The organism is Citrobacter sp. CK202 (assembly GCF_030333225.1).
Classification (GTDB): domain Bacteria; phylum Pseudomonadota; class Gammaproteobacteria; order Enterobacterales; family Enterobacteriaceae; genus Citrobacter_B; species Citrobacter_B koseri.
In genome coordinates this window covers 335,448-355,210 of record NZ_JAOWGI010000020.1, presented here as the reverse complement: position 1 = coordinate 355,210, position 19,763 = coordinate 335,448, and the positions used below count along the sequence as shown (strand labels likewise).

15 protein-coding genes are annotated in these 19,763 nt (G+C 56.1%); all 15 read right to left on the bottom strand.

Going from position 1 to position 19,763, the window contains the following annotated elements; genetic code table 11:
- Positions 1-18 precede the first annotated feature (18 nt).
- Positions 19-2,724 (bottom strand): preprotein translocase subunit SecA, encoded by a 2,706-nt coding sequence (gene secA, locus OGX84_RS05225; RefSeq protein ID WP_047458916.1) that lies wholly within the window; start codon positions 2,722-2,724, stop codon positions 19-21.
- A gap of 61 nt (positions 2,725-2,785) precedes the next feature.
- Positions 2,786-3,292 carry a secA translation cis-regulator SecM gene (gene secM / locus OGX84_RS05220; RefSeq protein ID WP_024130709.1) on the bottom strand — a complete coding sequence of 169 codons (507 nt, stop codon included), beginning with the start codon at positions 3,290-3,292 and terminating at the stop codon, positions 2,786-2,788.
- A 401-nt stretch (positions 3,293-3,693) separates the two neighbouring features.
- Complete coding sequence (gene lpxC / locus OGX84_RS05215) at positions 3,694-4,611, bottom strand: UDP-3-O-acyl-N-acetylglucosamine deacetylase (RefSeq protein WP_012134068.1); 918 nt, start codon at positions 4,609-4,611, stop codon at positions 3,694-3,696.
- A 100-nt stretch (positions 4,612-4,711) separates the two neighbouring features.
- Positions 4,712-5,863, bottom strand: a complete 1,152-nt coding sequence (ftsZ, locus tag OGX84_RS05210) for a cell division protein FtsZ (protein WP_004857884.1) — start codon at positions 5,861-5,863, stop codon at positions 4,712-4,714.
- 61 nt (positions 5,864-5,924) lie between these two features.
- Positions 5,925-7,187 (bottom strand): cell division protein FtsA, encoded by a 1,263-nt coding sequence (gene ftsA / locus OGX84_RS05205; RefSeq protein WP_003018755.1) that lies wholly within the window; start codon positions 7,185-7,187, stop codon positions 5,925-5,927.
- Complete coding sequence (gene ftsQ, locus OGX84_RS05200; protein ID WP_012134069.1) at positions 7,184-8,014, bottom strand: cell division protein FtsQ; 831 nt, start codon at positions 8,012-8,014, stop codon at positions 7,184-7,186. Before ftsQ ends, ftsA begins: the two co-directional genes overlap by 4 nt.
- A gap of 1 nt (position 8,015) precedes the next feature.
- Positions 8,016-8,936, bottom strand: coding sequence for a D-alanine--D-alanine ligase (locus OGX84_RS05195; RefSeq protein WP_286457519.1), 921 nt, complete (start codon positions 8,934-8,936; stop codon positions 8,016-8,018).
- Entirely contained in the window at positions 8,929-10,404 is a 1,476-nt protein-coding gene (gene murC, locus OGX84_RS05190) for a UDP-N-acetylmuramate--L-alanine ligase (protein ID WP_012134071.1), read from the bottom strand. The genes OGX84_RS05195 and murC overlap by 8 nt, the downstream gene beginning before the upstream one ends.
- A gap of 52 nt (positions 10,405-10,456) precedes the next feature.
- Positions 10,457-11,524, bottom strand: a complete 1,068-nt coding sequence (gene murG, locus OGX84_RS05185) for an undecaprenyldiphospho-muramoylpentapeptide beta-N-acetylglucosaminyltransferase (RefSeq protein WP_112001186.1) — start codon at positions 11,522-11,524, stop codon at positions 10,457-10,459.
- A complete protein-coding gene (gene ftsW, locus OGX84_RS05180) occupies positions 11,521-12,765 on the bottom strand; it encodes a cell division protein FtsW (RefSeq protein ID WP_024130710.1) in 1,245 nt (414 codons plus the stop codon). Before ftsW ends, murG begins: the two co-directional genes overlap by 4 nt.
- Complete coding sequence (gene murD / locus OGX84_RS05175; RefSeq protein WP_286457515.1) at positions 12,765-14,081, bottom strand: UDP-N-acetylmuramoyl-L-alanine--D-glutamate ligase; 1,317 nt, start codon at positions 14,079-14,081, stop codon at positions 12,765-12,767. Before murD ends, ftsW begins: the two co-directional genes overlap by 1 nt.
- A gap of 2 nt (positions 14,082-14,083) precedes the next feature.
- Positions 14,084-15,166 carry a phospho-N-acetylmuramoyl-pentapeptide-transferase gene (gene mraY, locus OGX84_RS05170; RefSeq protein WP_012134075.1) on the bottom strand — a complete coding sequence of 361 codons (1,083 nt, stop codon included), beginning with the start codon at positions 15,164-15,166 and terminating at the stop codon, positions 14,084-14,086.
- Positions 15,160-16,518: a UDP-N-acetylmuramoyl-tripeptide--D-alanyl-D-alanine ligase gene (gene murF / locus OGX84_RS05165; protein WP_286457513.1), complete on the bottom strand. Its 1,359-nt coding sequence runs from the start codon at positions 16,516-16,518 to the stop codon at positions 15,160-15,162. The genes mraY and murF overlap by 7 nt, the downstream gene beginning before the upstream one ends.
- On the bottom strand, positions 16,515-18,002 hold the full coding sequence (murE, locus tag OGX84_RS05160) for a UDP-N-acetylmuramoyl-L-alanyl-D-glutamate--2,6-diaminopimelate ligase (protein ID WP_058668566.1): 1,488 nt from the start codon (positions 18,000-18,002) through the stop codon (positions 16,515-16,517). Before murE ends, murF begins: the two co-directional genes overlap by 4 nt.
- Positions 17,989-19,755, bottom strand: coding sequence for a peptidoglycan glycosyltransferase FtsI (gene ftsI, locus OGX84_RS05155; RefSeq protein WP_012134078.1), 1,767 nt, complete (start codon positions 19,753-19,755; stop codon positions 17,989-17,991). The genes murE and ftsI overlap by 14 nt, the downstream gene beginning before the upstream one ends.
- Positions 19,756-19,763 lie beyond the last annotated feature (8 nt).

Genomic DNA, 19,763 nt, shown 5'->3' with positions numbered 1-19,763 from the left:
ATTGTCTTTATTCAGACCTTAGCTCAGACGGCCGTGGCACTGTTTGTATTTTTTACCGGAACCGCAAGGGCAAGGATCGTTACGACCCACTTTACGATCGCCCGTTTGCGCTGCCAGAGCGGCCGCCGCTGCGCTGTCGTCATCCTGATGACTGAGCTGCTGCATCTGCGCTAAACGCTCGGCTTCTTCGCGGCGCTGTTGTTCCATCGCTTCCACTTCTTCAGGCATACGAACCTGAACTTTGCTCAGCGTACTGACCACTTCATACTTCAGCGATTCCAGCATTGCTGCAAACATGGAGAAGGACTCGCGTTTGTATTCCTGCTTCGGATCTTTCTGCGCATAGCCACGCAGGTGGATACCCTGACGCAGGTAATCCATCGCCGCCAGGTGCTCTTTCCACAGCGAATCGAGAGTTTGCAGCATGACGCCTTTTTCGAAGTGACGCATCATCTCTGCGCCAACCACTTCTTCTTTACGCTGATACACTTCGATTGAGTGCGCCAGAATACGCTCACGCAGCGTCTCTTCGTGCAGCTCCGGCTCTTTATCCAGCCACTCGGCAATTGGCATATCCAGATCGAAGTCGTTTTTCAGACGTTCCTGCAAACCCGGAATATCCCACATCTCTTCCAGCGACTGCGGCGGAATGTACGCATCGATCGTCACTTTAAAGACGTCTTCACGAATGCTGTTGATGGTTTCGCTGACGTCGCTGACATCCAGCAGTTCGTTACGCTGGGTGTAAATAGCGCGACGCTGATCGTTCGCGACATCGTCGTATTCCAGCAGCTGCTTACGAATATCGAAGTTACGGCTTTCAACTTTACGCTGCGCATTAGCAATCGCTTTAGTCACCCACGGGTGCTCAATGGCTTCACCTGGTTTCATACCCAGTTTACGCATCATGCCCGACACACGGTCAGAGGCAAAAATACGCATCAGCGCATCTTCCATTGACAGGTAGAAACGGGAAGAGCCCGCATCACCCTGACGACCGGAACGACCACGCAACTGGTTGTCGATACGGCGAGATTCGTGGCGCTCAGTACCGATGATGTGCAGACCGCCTGACGCCAGCACCGCCTCATGACGAACCTGCCAGTCCGCTTTGATCTGCGCGATCTGCTCTGGCGTTGGGTTTTCCAGCTCCGCCACTTCAGCCTGCCAGCTACCGCCCAGCACGATGTCCGTACCACGACCGGCCATGTTGGTGGCGATAGTGACCGCAGCCGGGTAGCCCGCCTGCGCGACAATCGCCGCTTCGTTAGCGTGGAATTTGGCGTTCAGAACGTTATGCTTGATGCCCGCTTTGGTCAGCTCATTAGAGACCACTTCAGATTTTTCGATCGAGATCGTACCCACCAGCACCGGCTGGCCGTTCGCGGTACGCTCTTTGATGTCTTCAATGATCGCCTGAATTTTTTCCGCTTCGGTCATGTAGACGAGATCCGGCATATCCTTACGGATCATCGGACGGTTAGTCGGAACCACAACGGTATCGAGCTTATAGATGGAGCTGAATTCGAACGCTTCGGTATCCGCTGTACCGGTCATACCGGCCAGTTTCTCATACAGACGGAAGTAGTTCTGGAAGGTGATGGATGCCAGCGTCTGGTTCTCGTTCTGGATTTCCACGCCTTCTTTTGCTTCCACTGCCTGGTGCAGACCGTCGGACCAGCGGCGACCCTGCATGGTACGACCGGTGTGTTCGTCAACGATAATCACTTCGCCATCTTTAACGATGTAATCCACGTCGCGGGTAAACAGCGCGTGCGCGCGCAGCGCGGCGGTTACGTGGTGCATCAGCATGATGTTGCCCGGAGAGTACAGGGACTCGCCTTCATCCATAATGCCTTCTTTCACCAGCAGTTCTTCGATCAGCACCAGACCGCGTTCCGTCAGGTTGACCTGACGCGCTTTCTCATCAACGGAGAAGTGGCCTTCACCCTGGAAGGTATCAGAGTCTTCTTTCTCCTGGCGAATCAGGTGCGGGATGATCTTGTTTACTTTCTTGTACATTTCCGAGCTGTCTTCAGCCGGGCCGGAAATGATCAGCGGCGTACGCGCTTCATCGATCAGGATGGAGTCGACCTCATCCACCAGCGCATAGTGCAGTTTACGCTGTACGCGCTCTTCCGGGCTGAACGCCATGTTATCGCGCAGGTAGTCAAAGCCGTATTCGTTGTTGGTGCCGTAAGTGATGTCGGCGGCGTAAGCTTCACGTTTTGCTGGAGCAGGCATGCCCGGCAGGTTAATACCGACGCTCATCCCGAGGAATTCAAACAGCGGGCGGTTGTTTTCAGCATCACGTTGCGCCAGATAGTCGTTCACTGTGACGACATGTACGCCCTTACCGCTTAACGCGTTCAGGTAAGCAGGCAGCGTTGCGGTCAGGGTTTTACCTTCACCGGTACGCATTTCCGCGATACAGCGATCGTTCAGCACCATACCGCCCAGCAACTGGACGTCAAAGTGACGCATGCCGAATACGCGCTTACTCGCTTCACGAACCACGGCGAACGCTTCCGGGATCAGGCTTTCAACGCTTTCGCCTTTCTCCAGACGCGCGCGGAACTCTGCCGTTTTCCCTTTCAGTTCGTCATCGGAGAGTTTTTCCATCTCCGGTTCCATGGCATTGATGATGCCGACCGCTTTACGCATACGACGCAAGGTACGATCGTTACGACTACCGAATACTTTGGTTAACAATTTGATTAGCATAATAAAATCTCAAACGCCCCGCGATGCGGAGTCTCTATAATTAGTTGAAGGTTTTTTGTTTTTAGCTGAGGCGTTGAGGGCCAGCGCGGATTCCCTGCGCCTGACTTATCCAGGCGGGAACGCTAAATGAGGCCTGAGGCGTAAAGTGCGCACGGGCGACGCGACGTACAATCGTTGGCGGTGTGCCTTCCTGCGTCAGCATCGCGCTGAGCGTGTTCAGTAACGCAATATGGTGCGCTTGAAGTGGCGAAGACTCTTCAACAACCGGCAGCGTTTGCGGCGCCATGGCAAAAGAGAGATGGCGGATAACCGTGCGAATCGCATGCTGATGCCAGTAGTCGACGGTAAAATTCGGGCGGCGGTTACTCGCCTCCAGCAGCGCGAGCTGGCTGAAGTTAACCTTAACGGATTGATCGTGATTACTGGCGGTCGCTTTCGCCGGCGTATTAGGCTCGGCTGCGTTACTGAGAGCGGGCAGACCAAAGCTAGCCGCGACCATCCCCAATAAGAGATGCGGCCAGAAGTACCGTCTACCTAACTGTCGCCAGCGCGTCAGTATTCCACTCACGTCATTGCCACCCTGATATGCCCGGCATGTGGGCTTACGAATTCAAAACGTTTTTTGCGCACAAATCTTACCATTAAAGCGTACGCTCTACAGCAGTAATGACATGGCGCTGAGGATAAAAATGCTTAAGAAAGCAGCGAACGCACTGTATTTCGGTTCAGCGGCAGAGAAAAAGGCGAAGGCAAACGCCGGACGGAAGAGATAAAAAAACGACTGGCTTACCTGGCCGGAGAGGGTGCCAGATTAACCAGTCGAATTTATGCGACAGGTATACACTTCATCCTTCAAGCTGCCTCTTTGTTGGCTGCCTTCTCTCACCCCAGTCACGTACTGGTTGTACACTCCTGGGAATTCGCTCAGTTGCCGTCTTGATGCAACTTGAATGATTTTGTGTATAGCTATTATGCCAGTACAGTCGAAGGCGCTTTGAAAGCCAACGGCAGTTCTGCGTCGTCCTGGAAGGTCACATATTCCCAGGCTTCCTGTTTCGCCAGGACAGCCTGCAACAGTTTGTTATTCAATGCGTGACCGGACTTATACGCGGTAAACGCACCAATAATGTTGTGACCACACATGAACAAATCACCGATCGCGTCGAGCATTTTGTGACGAACAAATTCGTCTTCAAAACGCAGGCCGTCCTCGTTCAGTACGCGATAATCGTCAACAACGATGGCACAATCGAAGCTGCCGCCCAGGCACAGGCCACGGGACTGCAAATATTCGATATCACGCATGAAACCGAAGGTACGCGCACGGCTGATCTGGCGCATGAACGCGTCCGCAGAGAAGTTCATCGCATAGCGCTGGCTGCTGGAATCAATCGCCGGATGGTTAAAGTCGATGGTGAAATCCAACGTAAAACCATTGTACGGCTTAAATTCAGCCCACTTGTCACCATCTTCGACGCGAACCGTCTCTTTGATGCGTACAAATTTTTTGGCGCAGTTCAGCTCATCAATACCCGCATCAAGCAGCAGGTAGACAAACGGAGCAGCACTGCCATCCATGATCGGGATTTCCGGCGCATCGACTTCGATAACGATATTATCGATGCCCAGACCCGCCAGAGCAGCGTTAAGGTGCTCTACGGTTGAAATCCGTACATCATGCTCGTTGACCAGACACGTACAGAGCATGGTATCACGCACAGATTTGGCATCGGCCGGGAAATCTACCGGTGGATTCAAGTCGGTGCGACGATAGATGACCCCGGTGTTGGCCGGCGCAGGGCGTAAGGTCAGGGTGACTTTCTTGCCGGTATGTAAACCGACACCTGTCGCCTGAACGATACGTTTAAGTGTCCTTTGTTTGATCATCGTATAATCTCGCCAAATTACCTATCCAACCGAAGTGTACTATACATTCGGTGGGCCAGTTTAGCACAAAGAGCCGTGAATCCCAAATTCCAGCCAATTCTTAATCGGCTTGCTTACGCAGGAACGCAGGGATATCCAGATAATCCGGTTCTTTTGCCGTTTGCGGCGTATTGTCGTTCACCACTTTTGCGACCGGCTTCTGCTCTTGCGTCAGCGGCGCCATGCCGTGCTGCTGGTAACGATCCATCACCGGCTGCTGTACCTGTTTGTTGGTCACCAGGGTGATTTCAGGACGCTTGTCCATACCAATACCGGTTGCCACAACGGTGACGCGCAGTTCGTCGTTCATATCCGGGTCCAGAGAAGTACCGATAACCACGGTCGCGTTATCCGACGCAAAAGCACGGATGGTGTTACCAACGGTTTCGAACTCATCCAGACGCAGGTCGAAGCCCGCAGTGATGTTAACCAGCACGCCGCGCGCGCCAGACAGATCGATATCTTCCAGCAGCGGAGAAGAGATCGCCATTTCTGCCGCTTCTTCCGCACGGTCTTCACCGCTTGCCACGCCGGAGCCCATCATCGCGTAGCCCATTTCGGACATCACGGTGCGCACGTCTGCAAAGTCGACGTTCATCAGACCCGGGCGGGTAATCAGCTCAGCGATACCCTGCACCGCGCCTTTCAGCACGTCGTTCGCCGCGCCAAACGCATCCAGCAGGGAGATACCGCGTCCCAGCACTTTCAGCAGCTTGTCGTTCGGGATGGTGATCAGCGAGTCCACATGTTTGGACAGCTCAGTAATACCCTGCTCCGCGAATGCCATGCGCTTCTTGCCTTCGAAGTTGAAAGGCTTCGTCACCACGGCAACGGTCAGGATACCTAAATCTTTTGCCACTTCCGCAACCACTGGCGCTGCACCGGTACCGGTACCGCCGCCCATGCCTGCTGCGATAAACACCATGTCTGCGCCGTCAAGCGCTGCACGCAGTGCTTCACGATCTTCGTCCGCCGCATTGCGACCGACTTCCGGGTTTGCACCCGCGCCCAGACCTTTGGTGATGCCGCTACCAATCTGAATGGTCTGCCCAACCGCAGTCTTACGCAACGCCTGAGCGTCGGTATTCACCGCGAAGAATTCAACACCTTCGATGCGCTCGCGCACCATGTGTTCAACGGCATTACCGCCGCCGCCACCGACGCCGATGACTTTAATCACCGCGTCGTTGGTCAGTTCCATAGGTTCAAACATAGTTTCTCTCCGTTTTGTGCCTGTCGCCTGAGACCGTTAATAGTCGCCGGTCTCATAAAAATTAAAACTCTTTTCGCAGCCAGCTATTAAGTCGCTTGATCCACGAGCCAACTGATGCCGTAACACGTTTTTCCACTTCCGCTTCGCCACTTAAGTGGGACTCTTTCCCGTAGTGAAGCAGCCCCACCGCCGTTGAGTAGTACGGCTCCTGGGCATAATCCGTCAGTCCGGTAATATTCAGCGGCGCGCCAATACGCACTTGCGTATGGAACACGCGCTGAGCACAGGCAGCAAGACCTTCAATTTGCGCCGCGCCGCCGGTTAATACAATCCCCGCCGCCAGATGATGTTTCACACCCTGCTGGCGAAGCTGTTCCTGTAATTGCAAAATCTCTTCGTTGACCAGGTTGAGCAGCTCGGTGTAACGCGGCTCAATCACCTCCGCAAGCGTCTGACGTTGCAGACTACGCGGCGGACGACCGCCCACGCTCGGCACTTCAACGCTTTCGTCTTTGCCGACGATAGAACCCAGCGCGCAGCCGTGACGCACTTTGATGGCTTCAGCATCGCTCGGCGGCGTACCGAAGGCATACGCGATATCGCTGGTCACGACATTCCCTGCGTAAGGGATTACCTTGGTATGGCGCAACGCCCCGCCAGTATAAACGGCGATATCCATTGTACCACCACCGATATCAACCACGCAGACGCCCAGTTCACGTTCATCTTCCGTTAAAACGGAGTAACTGGCCGCTAACCCGGCAAATATGAGTTGGTCAACTTTCAGGCCACAACGTTCCACCGCTTTAACGATGTTTTTCGCCATGTCGTTGTGGCATGTGATCAAGTGCACTTTTGCCTGCATACGCACGCCGGAAAGGCCAACCGGATTCTTAATGCCTTCCTGGTAATCGATCGCATATTCCTGCGGAATGACATGCAGTACACGATGCTCATCACGCACGCGCACCGACTTCGCGGTATGCACGACGTTTTCCACATCTTCCTGCGTCACTTCTTCTTCGGAGATCGGCACCATACCAATTTCATTCTGACAGCTAATGTGCTTGCCAGAAAGCGCCAGATACACCGAGGAGATCTGGCAATCCGCCATCAGCTCCGCCTGGTCAATGGCGCGCTGTACGCATTTCACCACTGACTCGAGGTCGTTCACCCCGCCTTTATCCATACCTCGCGACGGGCAACTGCCCACGCCAATGATATTGACCATACCGTCGGGCAGAACTTCCCCTACTAAAGCGGCAACCTTCGCGGTGCCAATCTCCAGTCCTACTACCAGTTTTCTGTCCGTCGCCTTGATCATTGTTGTTCTGCCTGTGCCTGATTCTGTTGCTGATTAGATTCCTCTGGAGGTAAGGGTGCCCACCCTACTGCCGCCCCCGAGTCATAACGCAAATCAACGTAGCTTATCCGTTTGCCATCGGTTTGCGCCTGCTGCTGTAAAACCGGATAAAGTTCTACAAAGCGAGCCAAACGTTTCATCGTATCGCCCCTGCCGAGGTTGAGCTTAATATCGTTATTCAGCGTCAACTGCCAGGAACGACGCGCGGTCATTGCCGCTTCCTTCAGGGTGAATCTGTCCTTAGCCAGCACCTGCCCCATATCGCGATACCCCTGCAACACTTCACTCGCGCTGCCTTCCGGGCCATACAACATGGGTAATACCTGTTTACTGGTTCGCTCTGCCGGTACGCTGAAGGTATTGCCTTCGGCATCAACCATATGCTGATCATTCCAACGCGCAATCGGCACATATTCAACCAGATGAATCTTCAATTCATCAGGCCATTGCTTTCTGACGCTGGCCTGTTTAATCCACGGTAAACGCTCTATCTGGCTCTGGATAATGTTCACATCCTGAGTCATAAACGTACCCGGCGCGCCCAACGCCAGAATCGACTGGCGGATGTCATCATTGCGCGTGTAATGCCGCTCGCCGGTCAACACCAGTTTCGACAACGGCAAACGCTGCGCGTCTTCCATCCAGCCCAACACAACCCAGCCGCTGACAAACACGGTGCAGAGCACCGTCAGCAGGAACAGTATTCCTGCAAGACGCGTTCCATTATTGCGCCGTGAAGAAGACACCTCTTCATCACTGTTTCGCGTGTTCAGCGCAGCCTGCGACATATCAGTCCGCCAACTCCAGAATTCGTACCACCAACTGCGAGAAGCTCATGCCCGCCTGACGCGCCGCCATCGGCACCAGACTGTGGCTGGTCATACCCGGCGAGGTATTCGCTTCCAGCAGATAAAACTGGCCATCGCTGTCCAGCATGACGTCAATGCGGCCCCATCCTTTGCAACCCAACGCGGTCCACGCTTTCAGGACCAATGTCTGCAAAATAGCCTCTTGTTCATCTTCCAGACCTGCCGGGCAGAAATATTGTGTCTCATCAGAGAGATACTTCGCCTCATAATCATAGAAGGTTCCGGCGGGTTGGATACGAATTGACGGTAAAATTTCTTCACCGAGTATCGCAACCGTAAATTCCGGGCCACTGAGCCATTTCTCAATCAGTACTTCTTCATCATGCTGAAAAGCCAATGCTAATGCTGCCTGCAAAGCATTTTCTTCTACCACTTTCGACATGCCGACGCTGGAACCTTCACGGCTCGGCTTCACAATCAGCGGCAAACCCAGCGCAGAAATTCGCGTTAGCGCGTCGTCGCTAAGCCCTTTTTCAAACTCAGCGCGCGTCAATGCCACCCACGGCGCAACCGGTAATCCGGCGCCCTGCCACAGCAATTTGCTGCGCAGTTTATCCATTGAGATTGCTGAAGCCATCACCCCGCTGCCGGTATAGGGCAGGCCAATCAGATCCAGCATCCCTTGCAGCGTGCCATCTTCGCCGCCGCGACCATGCAACGCAATAAACACCTTCTGAAAACCCATTGATTTCAGCAGGGTGACATCAACCTCTTTCGGATCGATCGGATGCGCATCCACGCCGCCTTCGCGTAACCCGGCCAGCACCGCCGCGCCGGAATTCAGCGAAACATCACGTTCGGCGGAGGTTCCACCCAACAGGACCGCGATTTTATCAGCCATGTTGCTCCTCCTCCTGGGTTTGCGGCTTCAGTTTAATTTCAGCTAAGGTGCGCGCAATTTTGCCGATATTTCCCGCGCCTTGCACCAAAATCAAATCATTACCGGTTAATACCGGTGCCAGCATTTGCGCAACCTGCGCCGGATCGGAGACCAGAATCGGGTCAATTTTACCGCGACCGCGAATCGTACGGCACAGCGAACGGCTGTCCGCTCCCGGAATTGGCGCTTCGCCTGCGGCGTAAACATCCAGCATTAACAGCGCGTCAACCTGCGTCAGCACGTTGGCGAAATCGTCGTACAGATCGCGCGTACGCGTGAAGCGGTGCGGCTGGAAAACCATCACCAGATTTTTATCCGGCCAGCCTGCACGCGCGGCCTTAATGGTGGCGTCAACTTCCGTTGGATGATGGCCGTAATCATCGACCAGCATCGCCGTCCCTGCTTTACCGTTTACCGGCTCAAGCGGGAATTCGCCGAGGAAATCGAAGCGACGCCCGGTACCCTGGAAGCTTTCCAGCGCGCGCAGAATCGCCTCGTCGTCAATCCCCTCTTCGGTCGCCACCGCCACGGCAGCCGCCGCGTTCAGCGCATTGTGGCGGCCCGGCGCATTCAGCGTCACCTGCATTGCAGGTTTATCCTGACGCAGCAGCGTAAAATGCCCCTGCGGCCCAACCTGCTGGTACTCTTCCACACGCACGTCAGCGTCGTCGCTAAAACCATAAGTTGTGGTCTGACGGCCCACGCGCGGCAGCAGCTCGCGGATCACCGGATCGTCAACACACATCACTGCACGACCATAAAACGGCAAATTGTGCAGGAAATTAATAAAGGTCTGCTTCAAATTTTCGAAGTCGCCCTGGTAAGTATCCATATGGTCGGCTTCAATATTGGTGACAATCGCCACCATCGGTTGCAGATGCAGGAACGACGCATCGCTCTCATCCGCTTCCGCAATCAGATAACGGCTGTGGCCTAAACGCGCATGCACGCCCGCCGCTTTCACCAGCCCACCGTTGACGAAGGTCGGGTCCAGTCCCGCTTCCGCGTAAATGCTGGAGACCATCGCGGTGGTCGTTGTTTTACCGTGCGTCCCGGCAATGGCGATGCCGTGACGAAAACGCATTAACTCCGCCAGCATCTCCGCGCGACGGATCACCGGAATACGCGCTTCATGCGCCGCGACAATCTCCGGGTTATCCGCAGAGATCGCGCTGGAAACCACCACCACGCTCGCATCGCGCACGTTTTCCGGGCGATGATTGAAGAAAATGGTGGCGCCAAGGCTCGCCAGTTGCTGCGTAACCGGATTCGGCGCTAAATCAGAACCACTGATCTGATACCCTTCATTGGCCAGAACTTCGGCAATACCGCCCATACCGGCACCACCGATGCCGACAAAGTGGATGTGCCGAACGCGACGCATTTCGGGCACGATGGAACGCAGTTTTGCCAGTTGTTGTGTATTCATTCTTTACGCCATTCACTTCTCAATTCATGCGGTGCAAAAGGCACCGCCACAATTACGCCCGGGCAGCCCGGCTCACTTCATTTGCAACACGCTCGGTGGCATCTGGAATGGATGCAGCGCGGGCACGTTCTGCCATGGTTAATAACGTTTCTCGCGACCACCCGGACAGGGTGCTGGCGACGGCATCCACAGTAAACTGCGGCTGCTCAAAAATTTTGGCGGCCCCCGCTTTCTCCAGCGGCAGGGCATTCCAGTACTGCTGCCGGTCTTTATGCTGAAACGGCACAAACAGCGCGGGCAAACCGGCGGCGGCGATTTCACTCACCGTTAACGCGCCAGAGCGGCAAACGACAACATCCGCCCACGCATAGGCTGCGGCCATGTCATCAATAAATTCCGTCACCTTATGCTGCGGTTGCCCCGCCCCGGCATAAGCCTGCTCTACGGTCTGCTGCGCGCCTTTACCGCTTTGATGCCAGATAGTGACCGTATTGCCCAGTTTTGCCGCAACCTGCGGCAGCGTCTGGTTTAATACCCGCGCCCCCTGAGAGCCGCCCACCACCAGCACGCGAATCGGCCCTTCACGTCCGGCCAGGCGTTCTTGCGGCAAGGGGAGCGCCAGTACGTCAGTACGTACCGGGTTTCCGACCACGTCCGCTTTCGGAAACGCGCCGGGAAAAGCCTGCATCACCGTCGTGGCGATTTTCGCCAGCCACTTATTGGTCAACCCTGCAATGCCGTTTTGCTCATGCAGCACAACCGGAATACCCAGCGACCACGCCGCCAGACCGCCGGGGCCAGAGACATAGCCGCCCATGCCGAGCACCACATCAGGCTTAAACCGCTTCATGATCGCCCGCGCCTGACGCCAGGCGTTAAAAATACGCAGCGGTGCCGCCAGCAGCGCTTTCACGCCTTTTCCGCGCAAACCGGAAATGCGAATAAAATCAATCTCAATGCCATGCTTCGGCACTAAATCCGCTTCCATACGATCGGCGGTTCCGAGCCAGCGTACTTGCCAGCCCTGGTCCATTAAATGGTGCGCGACGGCCAGTCCTGGGAACACATGTCCGCCAGTACCGCCCGCCATCACCATTAACCGCTTCGGTTGACCACTCATCGTGAACCTCGTGTAAACGCCTGCGCTTTTTCCAGACGCGTTTCATAATCAATACGTAACAAAAACATGATAGCCGTCGACATGATCAGCAAACTGGAACCACCATAACTGATCAGCGGCAGCGTCAGACCCTTCGTTGGCAGCATGCCTGCCGCCGCGCCGACGTTGACCAGCGCCTGGAAGCTGAACCAGATTCCAATCGAGCAGGCCAGGAATCCTGAAAAACGGTGATCAATCTCCAGCGCCTTACGGCCAATCGACATCGCGCGAAAAGCGACGAAGAATACCATTAAAAGCGCCAGTACCACACCGATATAACCCAGTTCTTCCCCAATAATGGCGAAGATGAAGTCAGTATGCGCTTCCGGCAGATACTCCAGTTTTTGTACCGAGTTCCCCAGCCCCTGCCCCCACATCTCACCACGGCCAAATGCCATCAGGGATTGCGTCAGCTGGTAGCCGCTGCCAAACGGATCTTCCCAGGGGTTCCAGAAAGAGGTCACACGGCGAATACGATACGGTTCGGCGAGGATCAGCAGGATCACCGCCGATATCCCCATGCCGATGATGGCAATGAACTGCCATAACTTCGCCCCGGCGAGAAACAGCATCGCCAGCGTGGTAACGAACAGCACCACCACCGTCCCGAGATCGGGCTGCGCCAGCAGCAAAATCGCCAGCACCAGAATCACGCCCATCGGTTTTAAGAAGCCGCGCAGGTTATTACGCACTTCATCAACTTTGCGCACCAGATAGTTGGCGAGGTAGCAGAACAGCGACAGTTTGGTAAATTCCGCAGGCTGAATACGCAGCGGCCCCAGCGCAATCCAACGCGATGCCCCGTTAACTGAGCTACCCACCACCAGCACGATCAACAACATGATGATCGACGCGATCAGCATCGTGGTGCTGTACTTTTGCCAGAACTCCATCGGTAAACGCAGCGTGATCATCGCCAGGCAAAACGCCAGGAGTATGTACAGCGCGTCACGCTTGGCAAACAGGAAAGGATCGTTCGCCAGACGTTGTCCGACAGGCATTGACGCCGACGTCACCATGATGAAACCGATCGCCGCCAGGCCAAATGTCAGCCAGAGCAACGTGCGGTCGTACATGATCAGGCTATCGTCGTCTTTATCGCGCGACGCCATCACCCAGCCTTTAAGCGCCGTAAAGACCCATACCAGGATTCCAAATCCCGGCAGGCGCGGCATTCTCAGGCGAGGGAGAGATAAACGCATCAACCTAACTCCTTCGCCAGACGGGTAAAGACATCGCCCCGTTGCTCAAAATTCTTAAACTGATCGAGGCTGGCGCAGGCCGGAGACAGCAGGACCATATCGCCCGGTTGCAAACGCGGCGCCAGCAGACGCATCGCCTCTTCCATCGTCTCAGTTTGTTCTGCGATTTCCGGGCGCAGCGCCGCCAGCTGCGCGCCATCACGACCAAAGCAGTACAGGCGAACGCGATCGCCGCCCAGGTAACGGGTGAGCGAAGAGAAATCTGCCGATTTACCATCGCCGCCGAGCAGCAGGTGCAGCGTACCGTCTACGTGCAGGCCATTCAGCGCCGCTTCCGTGCTGCCTACGTTGGTGGCTTTGGAATCGTTAATCCAGCGCACGCCGTTATGCTCCAGCGCCAGCTGGAAGCGATGCGCCAGGCCGGTAAAGGTCGTCAACGCTTTCAGGCTGCTGGCGAGCGGTAAACCCGCCGCATCGGCCAGCGCCAGCGCCGCCAGCGCATTGGTGTAGTTGTGCTGGCCGGAAAGCTTCATCTCTTTCACGTTCAACACTTTTTCACCCTTCACCCGCAGCCAGGTCTCGCCCTGCTGGCGATTGAGGTGATAATCCCCCATGTTGACGCCAAAACTGACGCAACGCGCATCCGCGCCGCGTACCGGCATGGTCAGCGCGTCATCGGCATTCACCACGCAAACTTTCGCATTCTCATACACGCGCAGTTTTGCCGCTCGATACTGTTGCAGGCCAAACGGATATCGGTCCATATGGTCTTCGGTAACGTTCAGGATGGTTGCGGCAACGGCCTGTAGGCTGGATGTCGTTTCCAGCTGGAAGCTGGAAAGCTCCAGTACGTACAGCTCGCGAGCGGCGTCCAGCAGCATCAACGCAGGCAGACCGATGTTACCGCCAACGCCCACGTTCACGCCCGCCGCTTTCGCCATCTCGCCTACCAGCGTGGTCACGGTGCTTTTACCGTTCGATCCGGTGATCGCCACGATCGGCGCCTGCGCTTCGCGACAGAACAGTTCGATATCGCCGACAATCTCAATACCCGCATCGGCGGCAGCGCTCAGTGAAGGGTGCGCCAGAGCAATACCAGGGCTGGCGACAATCAGATCCGCCGCCAGTAGCCAGTCATCATTCAGGCTGCCGACGTGACGCTCTACCGCTTCCGGTAATTTGTCCAGACCCGGCGGCGTCGCACGGGTATCCATTACGCACGGCGTTACGCCGCGCGCCAGGAAAAAGTCCACGCAGGAAAGTCCGGTCAATCCCAGACCAATAATGACGACTTTTTTACCCTGGTAATCAGCCATGATTAACGTACCTTCAGCGTTGCCAGGCCAATCAGGACCAGCATCAGCGAAATAATCCAGAAGCGCACGATAACGCGCGGTTCCGGCCAGCCTTTCAGTTCATAGTGATGATGAATCGGCGCCATGCGGAAGATGCGCTGCCCGCGCAATTTAAAGGAACCGACCTGCAAAATGACTGACAGGGTTTCCACCACAAACACACCGCCCATAATCACCAGCAAAAACTCCTGACGCAGCAGCACCGCGATGATGCCCAGCGCGCCGCCCAGCGCCAGCGACCCGACGTCTCCCATAAAGACCTGCGCCGGATAGGTGTTAAACCACAGGAAGCCCAAGCCCGCGCCGACAATCGCCGTACAGACAATCACCAGTTCACCGGCATGGCGTAAGTACGGAATATGCAGGTAGTTGGCGAAGTTCATGTTGCCGGTTGCCCACGCCACCAGCGCAAAACCGGCGGCGACGAATACGGTCGGCATAATCGCCAGGCCGTCCAGTCCATCGGTCAGGTTAACCGCGTTGCCCGTTCCGACGATCACGAAGTACGCCAGCAGCACGTAGAACAGACCCAGTTGCGGCATCACGTCTTTAAAGAACGGCACCACCAGTTCGGTGGCCGGCGTGTCTTTCCCTGCCAGATACAGCGCGAACGCCACGCCCAGCGCAATCACCGACATCCAGAAATATTTCCAGCGAGCGATCAGCCCTTTGGTGTCTTTACGCACCACTTTGCGGTAATCATCGACAAAACCAATAATGCCGTAGCCCACCAGCACCACCAGCACGCACCAGACGTACGGGTTAGACGGGTAAGCCCACAGCAGGACGGAGACCACAATCGCCGTCAGAATCATAATGCCGCCCATTGTTGGCGTACCGCGCTTGCTAAAGTGCGATTCCGGGCCGTCATTACGCACGACCTGGCCAAAAGACAATTTTTGTAAGCGGGCAATCATACGCGGGCCCATCCACAAGGAGATGAACAGCGCGGTCAGCAGGCTGACGATGGCGCGAAACGTCAGATAGGAAAAGACGTTAAAGCCGGAATAATATTTGACCAAATGTTCGGCCAGCCAAACTAACATGTTCCATTCTCCTGTAATGCGCGTACTACCTCTTCCATGGCGGCACTACGTGAACCCTTCACTAAAATAGTAATAATCTGATGCTCCGCAATCAGCGTGTTAAGACGCGCGACCAGAGCCGATTTATCCGCAAAATGTTCGCCAACGCCGCTGGCATTGCCGATCGCCTGACTCAGTTTTCCTGTACTCAGCACGCTGTCGATACCCGCCGCTTTTGCCGCTTCACCGACCTGAACATGGCATGTTTCGCTTTCCGCGCCCAGCTCCGCCATATCGCCGACCACCAGCACCCGGTAGCCCGGCATTTCAGACAGCACCTGCACAGCGGCGGTCATCGAACCGACGTTGGCGTTATAGGAGTCATCAAGTAACAGCTGGTTGTCATTCAACTGGATGGGGAACAGGCGCCCCGGCACGGCTTTCAGGTTCGCCAGACCGGTTTTAATGGCGTCAAGGGTAGCCCCTACCGCCATCGACAGCGCAGCCGCCGCCAGCGCGTTTGCAATATTGTGGCGACCAGGCAGCGGCAGCAGGACGTCAATGTCGCCCGTCGGCGTTTGCAGCGTGAATTCCGTACCGTGCGAGGTCACATGGATATTGGTCGCGGTAAAATCGCTGTTGGCGGCATTCGGTGAAAAACGCCACACTTTGCGATCGCCAATAATGCCCTGCCAGTTCAGCCAGTCGTTGTTATCGGCATTCATAATAGCGATTCCATTCACCGGCAAGCCGGTATAGATTTCGCCTTTCGCTTTCGCCACGCCCGCCAGCGAACCGAATCCTTCCAGATGCGCTGCCGCCAGATTATTAACCAGTGCCGCTTCAGGACGCGTCAGGCCGACGGTCCAGGCAATTTCGCCCTGGTGATTGGCGCCTAACTCAATGACGGCATAGTCATAATCGTTGTTTAACCGCAGCAACGTCATCGGTACGCCGATATCGTTATTCAGGTTGCCCGCGGTGTATAAGGTGTTGCCACACTGACTCAGAATGGCGGCGGTCATCTCTTTAACGGATGTTTTGCCGGAGGAGCCGGTTAACGCCACGACGCGAGCGGGAACCTGCGCCCGAACCCATGCGGCCAGTTCGCCGAAGGCCAGCCGCGTATCTTTGACGATCAGCTGCGGCAGATCGCAATCCAGCGGGCGACTCACCAGCAGCGCACCGGCACCGCCCGCTTTCGCGTTATCCGCAAAATCATGGGCATCGAAACGCTCGCCTTTCAGCGCCACAAACAGGCAGCCCGGCGTCACTTTACGCGTATCAGTCGTGACTGCGTCAATCGTCAGGTCGGCGCCCTGTAATTCGCCGTGCAGAATACCGGCCAGTTGGCTGAGCGTTACGCTAATCATGCGATCACCCCCAGCAGACGCGCAGCCGTCACGCGGTCGGAGTAATCAAGGCGTTGAGTACCGACAATCTGGTAATCCTCATGCCCTTTACCCGCGACCAGAACCACGTCGTTTTCTTTCGCCTGCATAATGGCGCAGGTCACCGCCTCTGCGCGGCCTTCCATCACTTTCGCGTGCCCGGCATCCAGCATACCCGCCAGAATGTCATTAATGATCGCGCGCGGCTCTTCGGTACGAGGGTTATCGTCCGTCACGACCACCACGTCCGCGAACTCTTCGGCAATCGCCCCCATCAGCGGACGTTTACCTTTATCGCGATCGCCGCCGCAGCCAAAGACGCACCACAGTTGACCAGTACAGTGCAACCGCGCAGCCTGCAACGCTTTTTCCAGCGCATCCGGCGTGTGGGCGTAATCGACCACCACCGTAGTTTTGCCCGGCGCGCTGAACACCTCCATCCGCCCGCAAACCGGTTGCAGTCGGGGGGCGGTTTTCAGCAGATCCGCCAGGGGGTAGCCAAGCGCCAGCAACGTTGCCAGCGCCAGCAGCAGGTTGCTGACGTTAAACGCGCCCATCAGACGGCTTTCAATCTCGCCTTCGCCCCAACTGGAGTCGAAACGGATCGTCGCGCCGCTATCGTGGTACTTCACCTCAACCGCTTTCAGCCAACGTCCGTGGCAGTTCGGGTTGATATGATCCTCCATCGAAACCGCAACGGCATCCGGCAACCTCACCAGCCATCGGCGTCCGACTTCATCATCGGCATTGACGATAGCCTCGCCGTAATGGTGCGTTGAATAGAGCATCCATTTCGCCGCTTCGTAATGTTCCATGTCACCGTGATAATCAAGGTGATCGCGGCTTAAATTCGTGAAAACAGAGGCGGCAAATTTCAGCGCGGCGACCCGGTGCTGCACCAGGCCGTGGGAAGAGACTTCCATTGCGCCAAATGTTGCGCCCTGCTCAACCAGACCGGCCAGCACATGCTGTACGTCAACGGCGGAACCGGTTGTGTTCTCCGTCGGGATCACTTTGCCCAACAGGCCATTACCCACCGTTCCCATTACCGCGCTGGTTTCGCCAAGCAGTTGGCTCCACTGCGCCAGCAGTTGCGTGGTGGTGGTTTTTCCGTTCGTTCCGGTCACGCCGACCAGACGCATATGTTCAGATGGCTCGTGGTAGAAGCGGCCCGCCAGTGCAGATAAACGCTCGTTTAGCTGGCTCAGATAGATAACCGGCACACCGTGCATTTCACGGATTTCCCCGTCGGTCGCCTCATCTTTGGCCTCTGCAATAATGGCAGCCACACCTTGCGCTATCGCCTGCGGGATATATCGACGCCCGTCCGCCTGATGACCCACCACTGCCACAAAGAGATCGCCCGATGCAGCCACACGGCTGTCGAGTGTCATCTCCCGCAGTGCTCGCTCCGGTGCGCCAGGCACCCACGGAGCGAGAAGGTCGCGCAAATTACGATCTGCCACCTGTTCCCTCGCCTTGGTTAATTACAAATTCACTTTTTTCGCCCGTTGCCAGCGCATCCGGTTCGATGTTCATGGTGCGCAGTACGCCGCCCATAATGGCACCGAATACCGGCGCGGAAACGGCGCCGCCGTAGTATTTACCCGCCTGCGGATCGTTGATAACAACCACCAGCGCGAAGCGCGGCTGACTCGCAGGCGCAACGCCTGCGGTATAAGCAATGTATTTGTTGATGTAGCGGCCATCCGGCCCCACTTTTTTCGCCGTACCGGTTTTAATGGCGATGCGATAACCTTTGATCGCCGCCTTCACGCCGCCGCCGCCCGGCAGCGCCACGCTTTCCATCATGTGGACGACGGTACGAACGGTCGCTTCCGGGAAGACGCGCTCGCCCGGTACAGGAGGATCAACTTTGGTAATCGACAGCGGACGATAAACGCCGTAGCTGCCAATCGTTGCGTAGACTCGCGCTAACTGTAACGGGGTTACCATTAGCCCATAGCCGAAAGAGAAGGTGGCCCTCTCTATGTCAGACCACCGTTGTTTTTGAGGATATAAGCCACTGCGTTCTCCGACCAACCCCAAATTGGTCGCCTTTCCTAGCCCAAAACGTGAGTAAGTATCTACTAACGCTGAGGACGGCATCGCTAACGCCAGCTTAGAAACGCCGACGTTACTCGACTTCTGTAAAACCCCGGTCAGGGTCAATTCGCTGTAACGCGCCACGTCTTTGATTTCGTGACCATTAATTCGATATGGCACCGTGTTCAGCACGGTGTTTTCACGCACGACCCCGCGCTGTAACGCGGTCATCACCACCATCGGTTTGACGGTTGAACCGGGTTCAAACACGTCCGTGATGGTACGGTTACGCATAGCGTCTTTCGGCGTACCGGTCAGATTATTCGGGTTGTAGGACGGGCTGTTCGCCATTGCCAGCACTTCGCCAGTATTGACATCCACCAGCACGGCGCTGCCTGACTCCGCTTTGTTGAAGGCCACGGCGTTGTTCAGTTCGCGATAGACCAACGCTTGCAGGCGCTCATCAATGCTCAGCGCCAGATTGTGCGCGGCCTGGCTGTCGGTAGAAGAGATATCTTCAATAACCCGGCCATAACGGTCTTTACGTACAATACGTTCGCCTGGCTGGCCGGTCAGCCACTTATCGAAGCTCTTCTCGACGCCTTCAATCCCCTGGCTATCGACGTTAGTGAAGCCAATGAGGTGAGCGGTCACTTCCCCGGAAGGATAGTAACGGCGGGACTCTTCGCGCAGATGAATGCCTGGCAGCTTCAGTTTTTTGATGTAGTCGCCGAGATCCGGGTTAACCTGACGCGCCAGATAGATAAAGCGGCCTTTCGGGTTCGCATTGACGCGAGCCGCCAGTTGGTCGAGCGGCATTTTCAGCGCGTCCGCCAGCGCTTTCCAGCGGTTGTCCAGCGTGATCCCGCCTGCATCATGCAGCTCTTTCGGGTCCGCCCAGATGGCTTTTACCGGCACGCTCACCGCCAGTGGGCGACCAGAGCGGTCGGTGATCATGCCGCGAGAGGTGGAGACTTCCTGTACACGCAGAGAGCGCATGTCGCCCTGACGCACTAACATGTCAGGCGCAATAATTTGCAGCCAGGCCACACGCCCCAGCAGGAAACCCAGCGCCAGCAGAATGCAGCCGCACAGCAACGCAAAACGCCAACTGACAAAGTTGGCTTGTTCTTCCTGGCGTTTTGGTTTGAGCGTCTTTGCCGCTGCTTTCATGCGTCGCG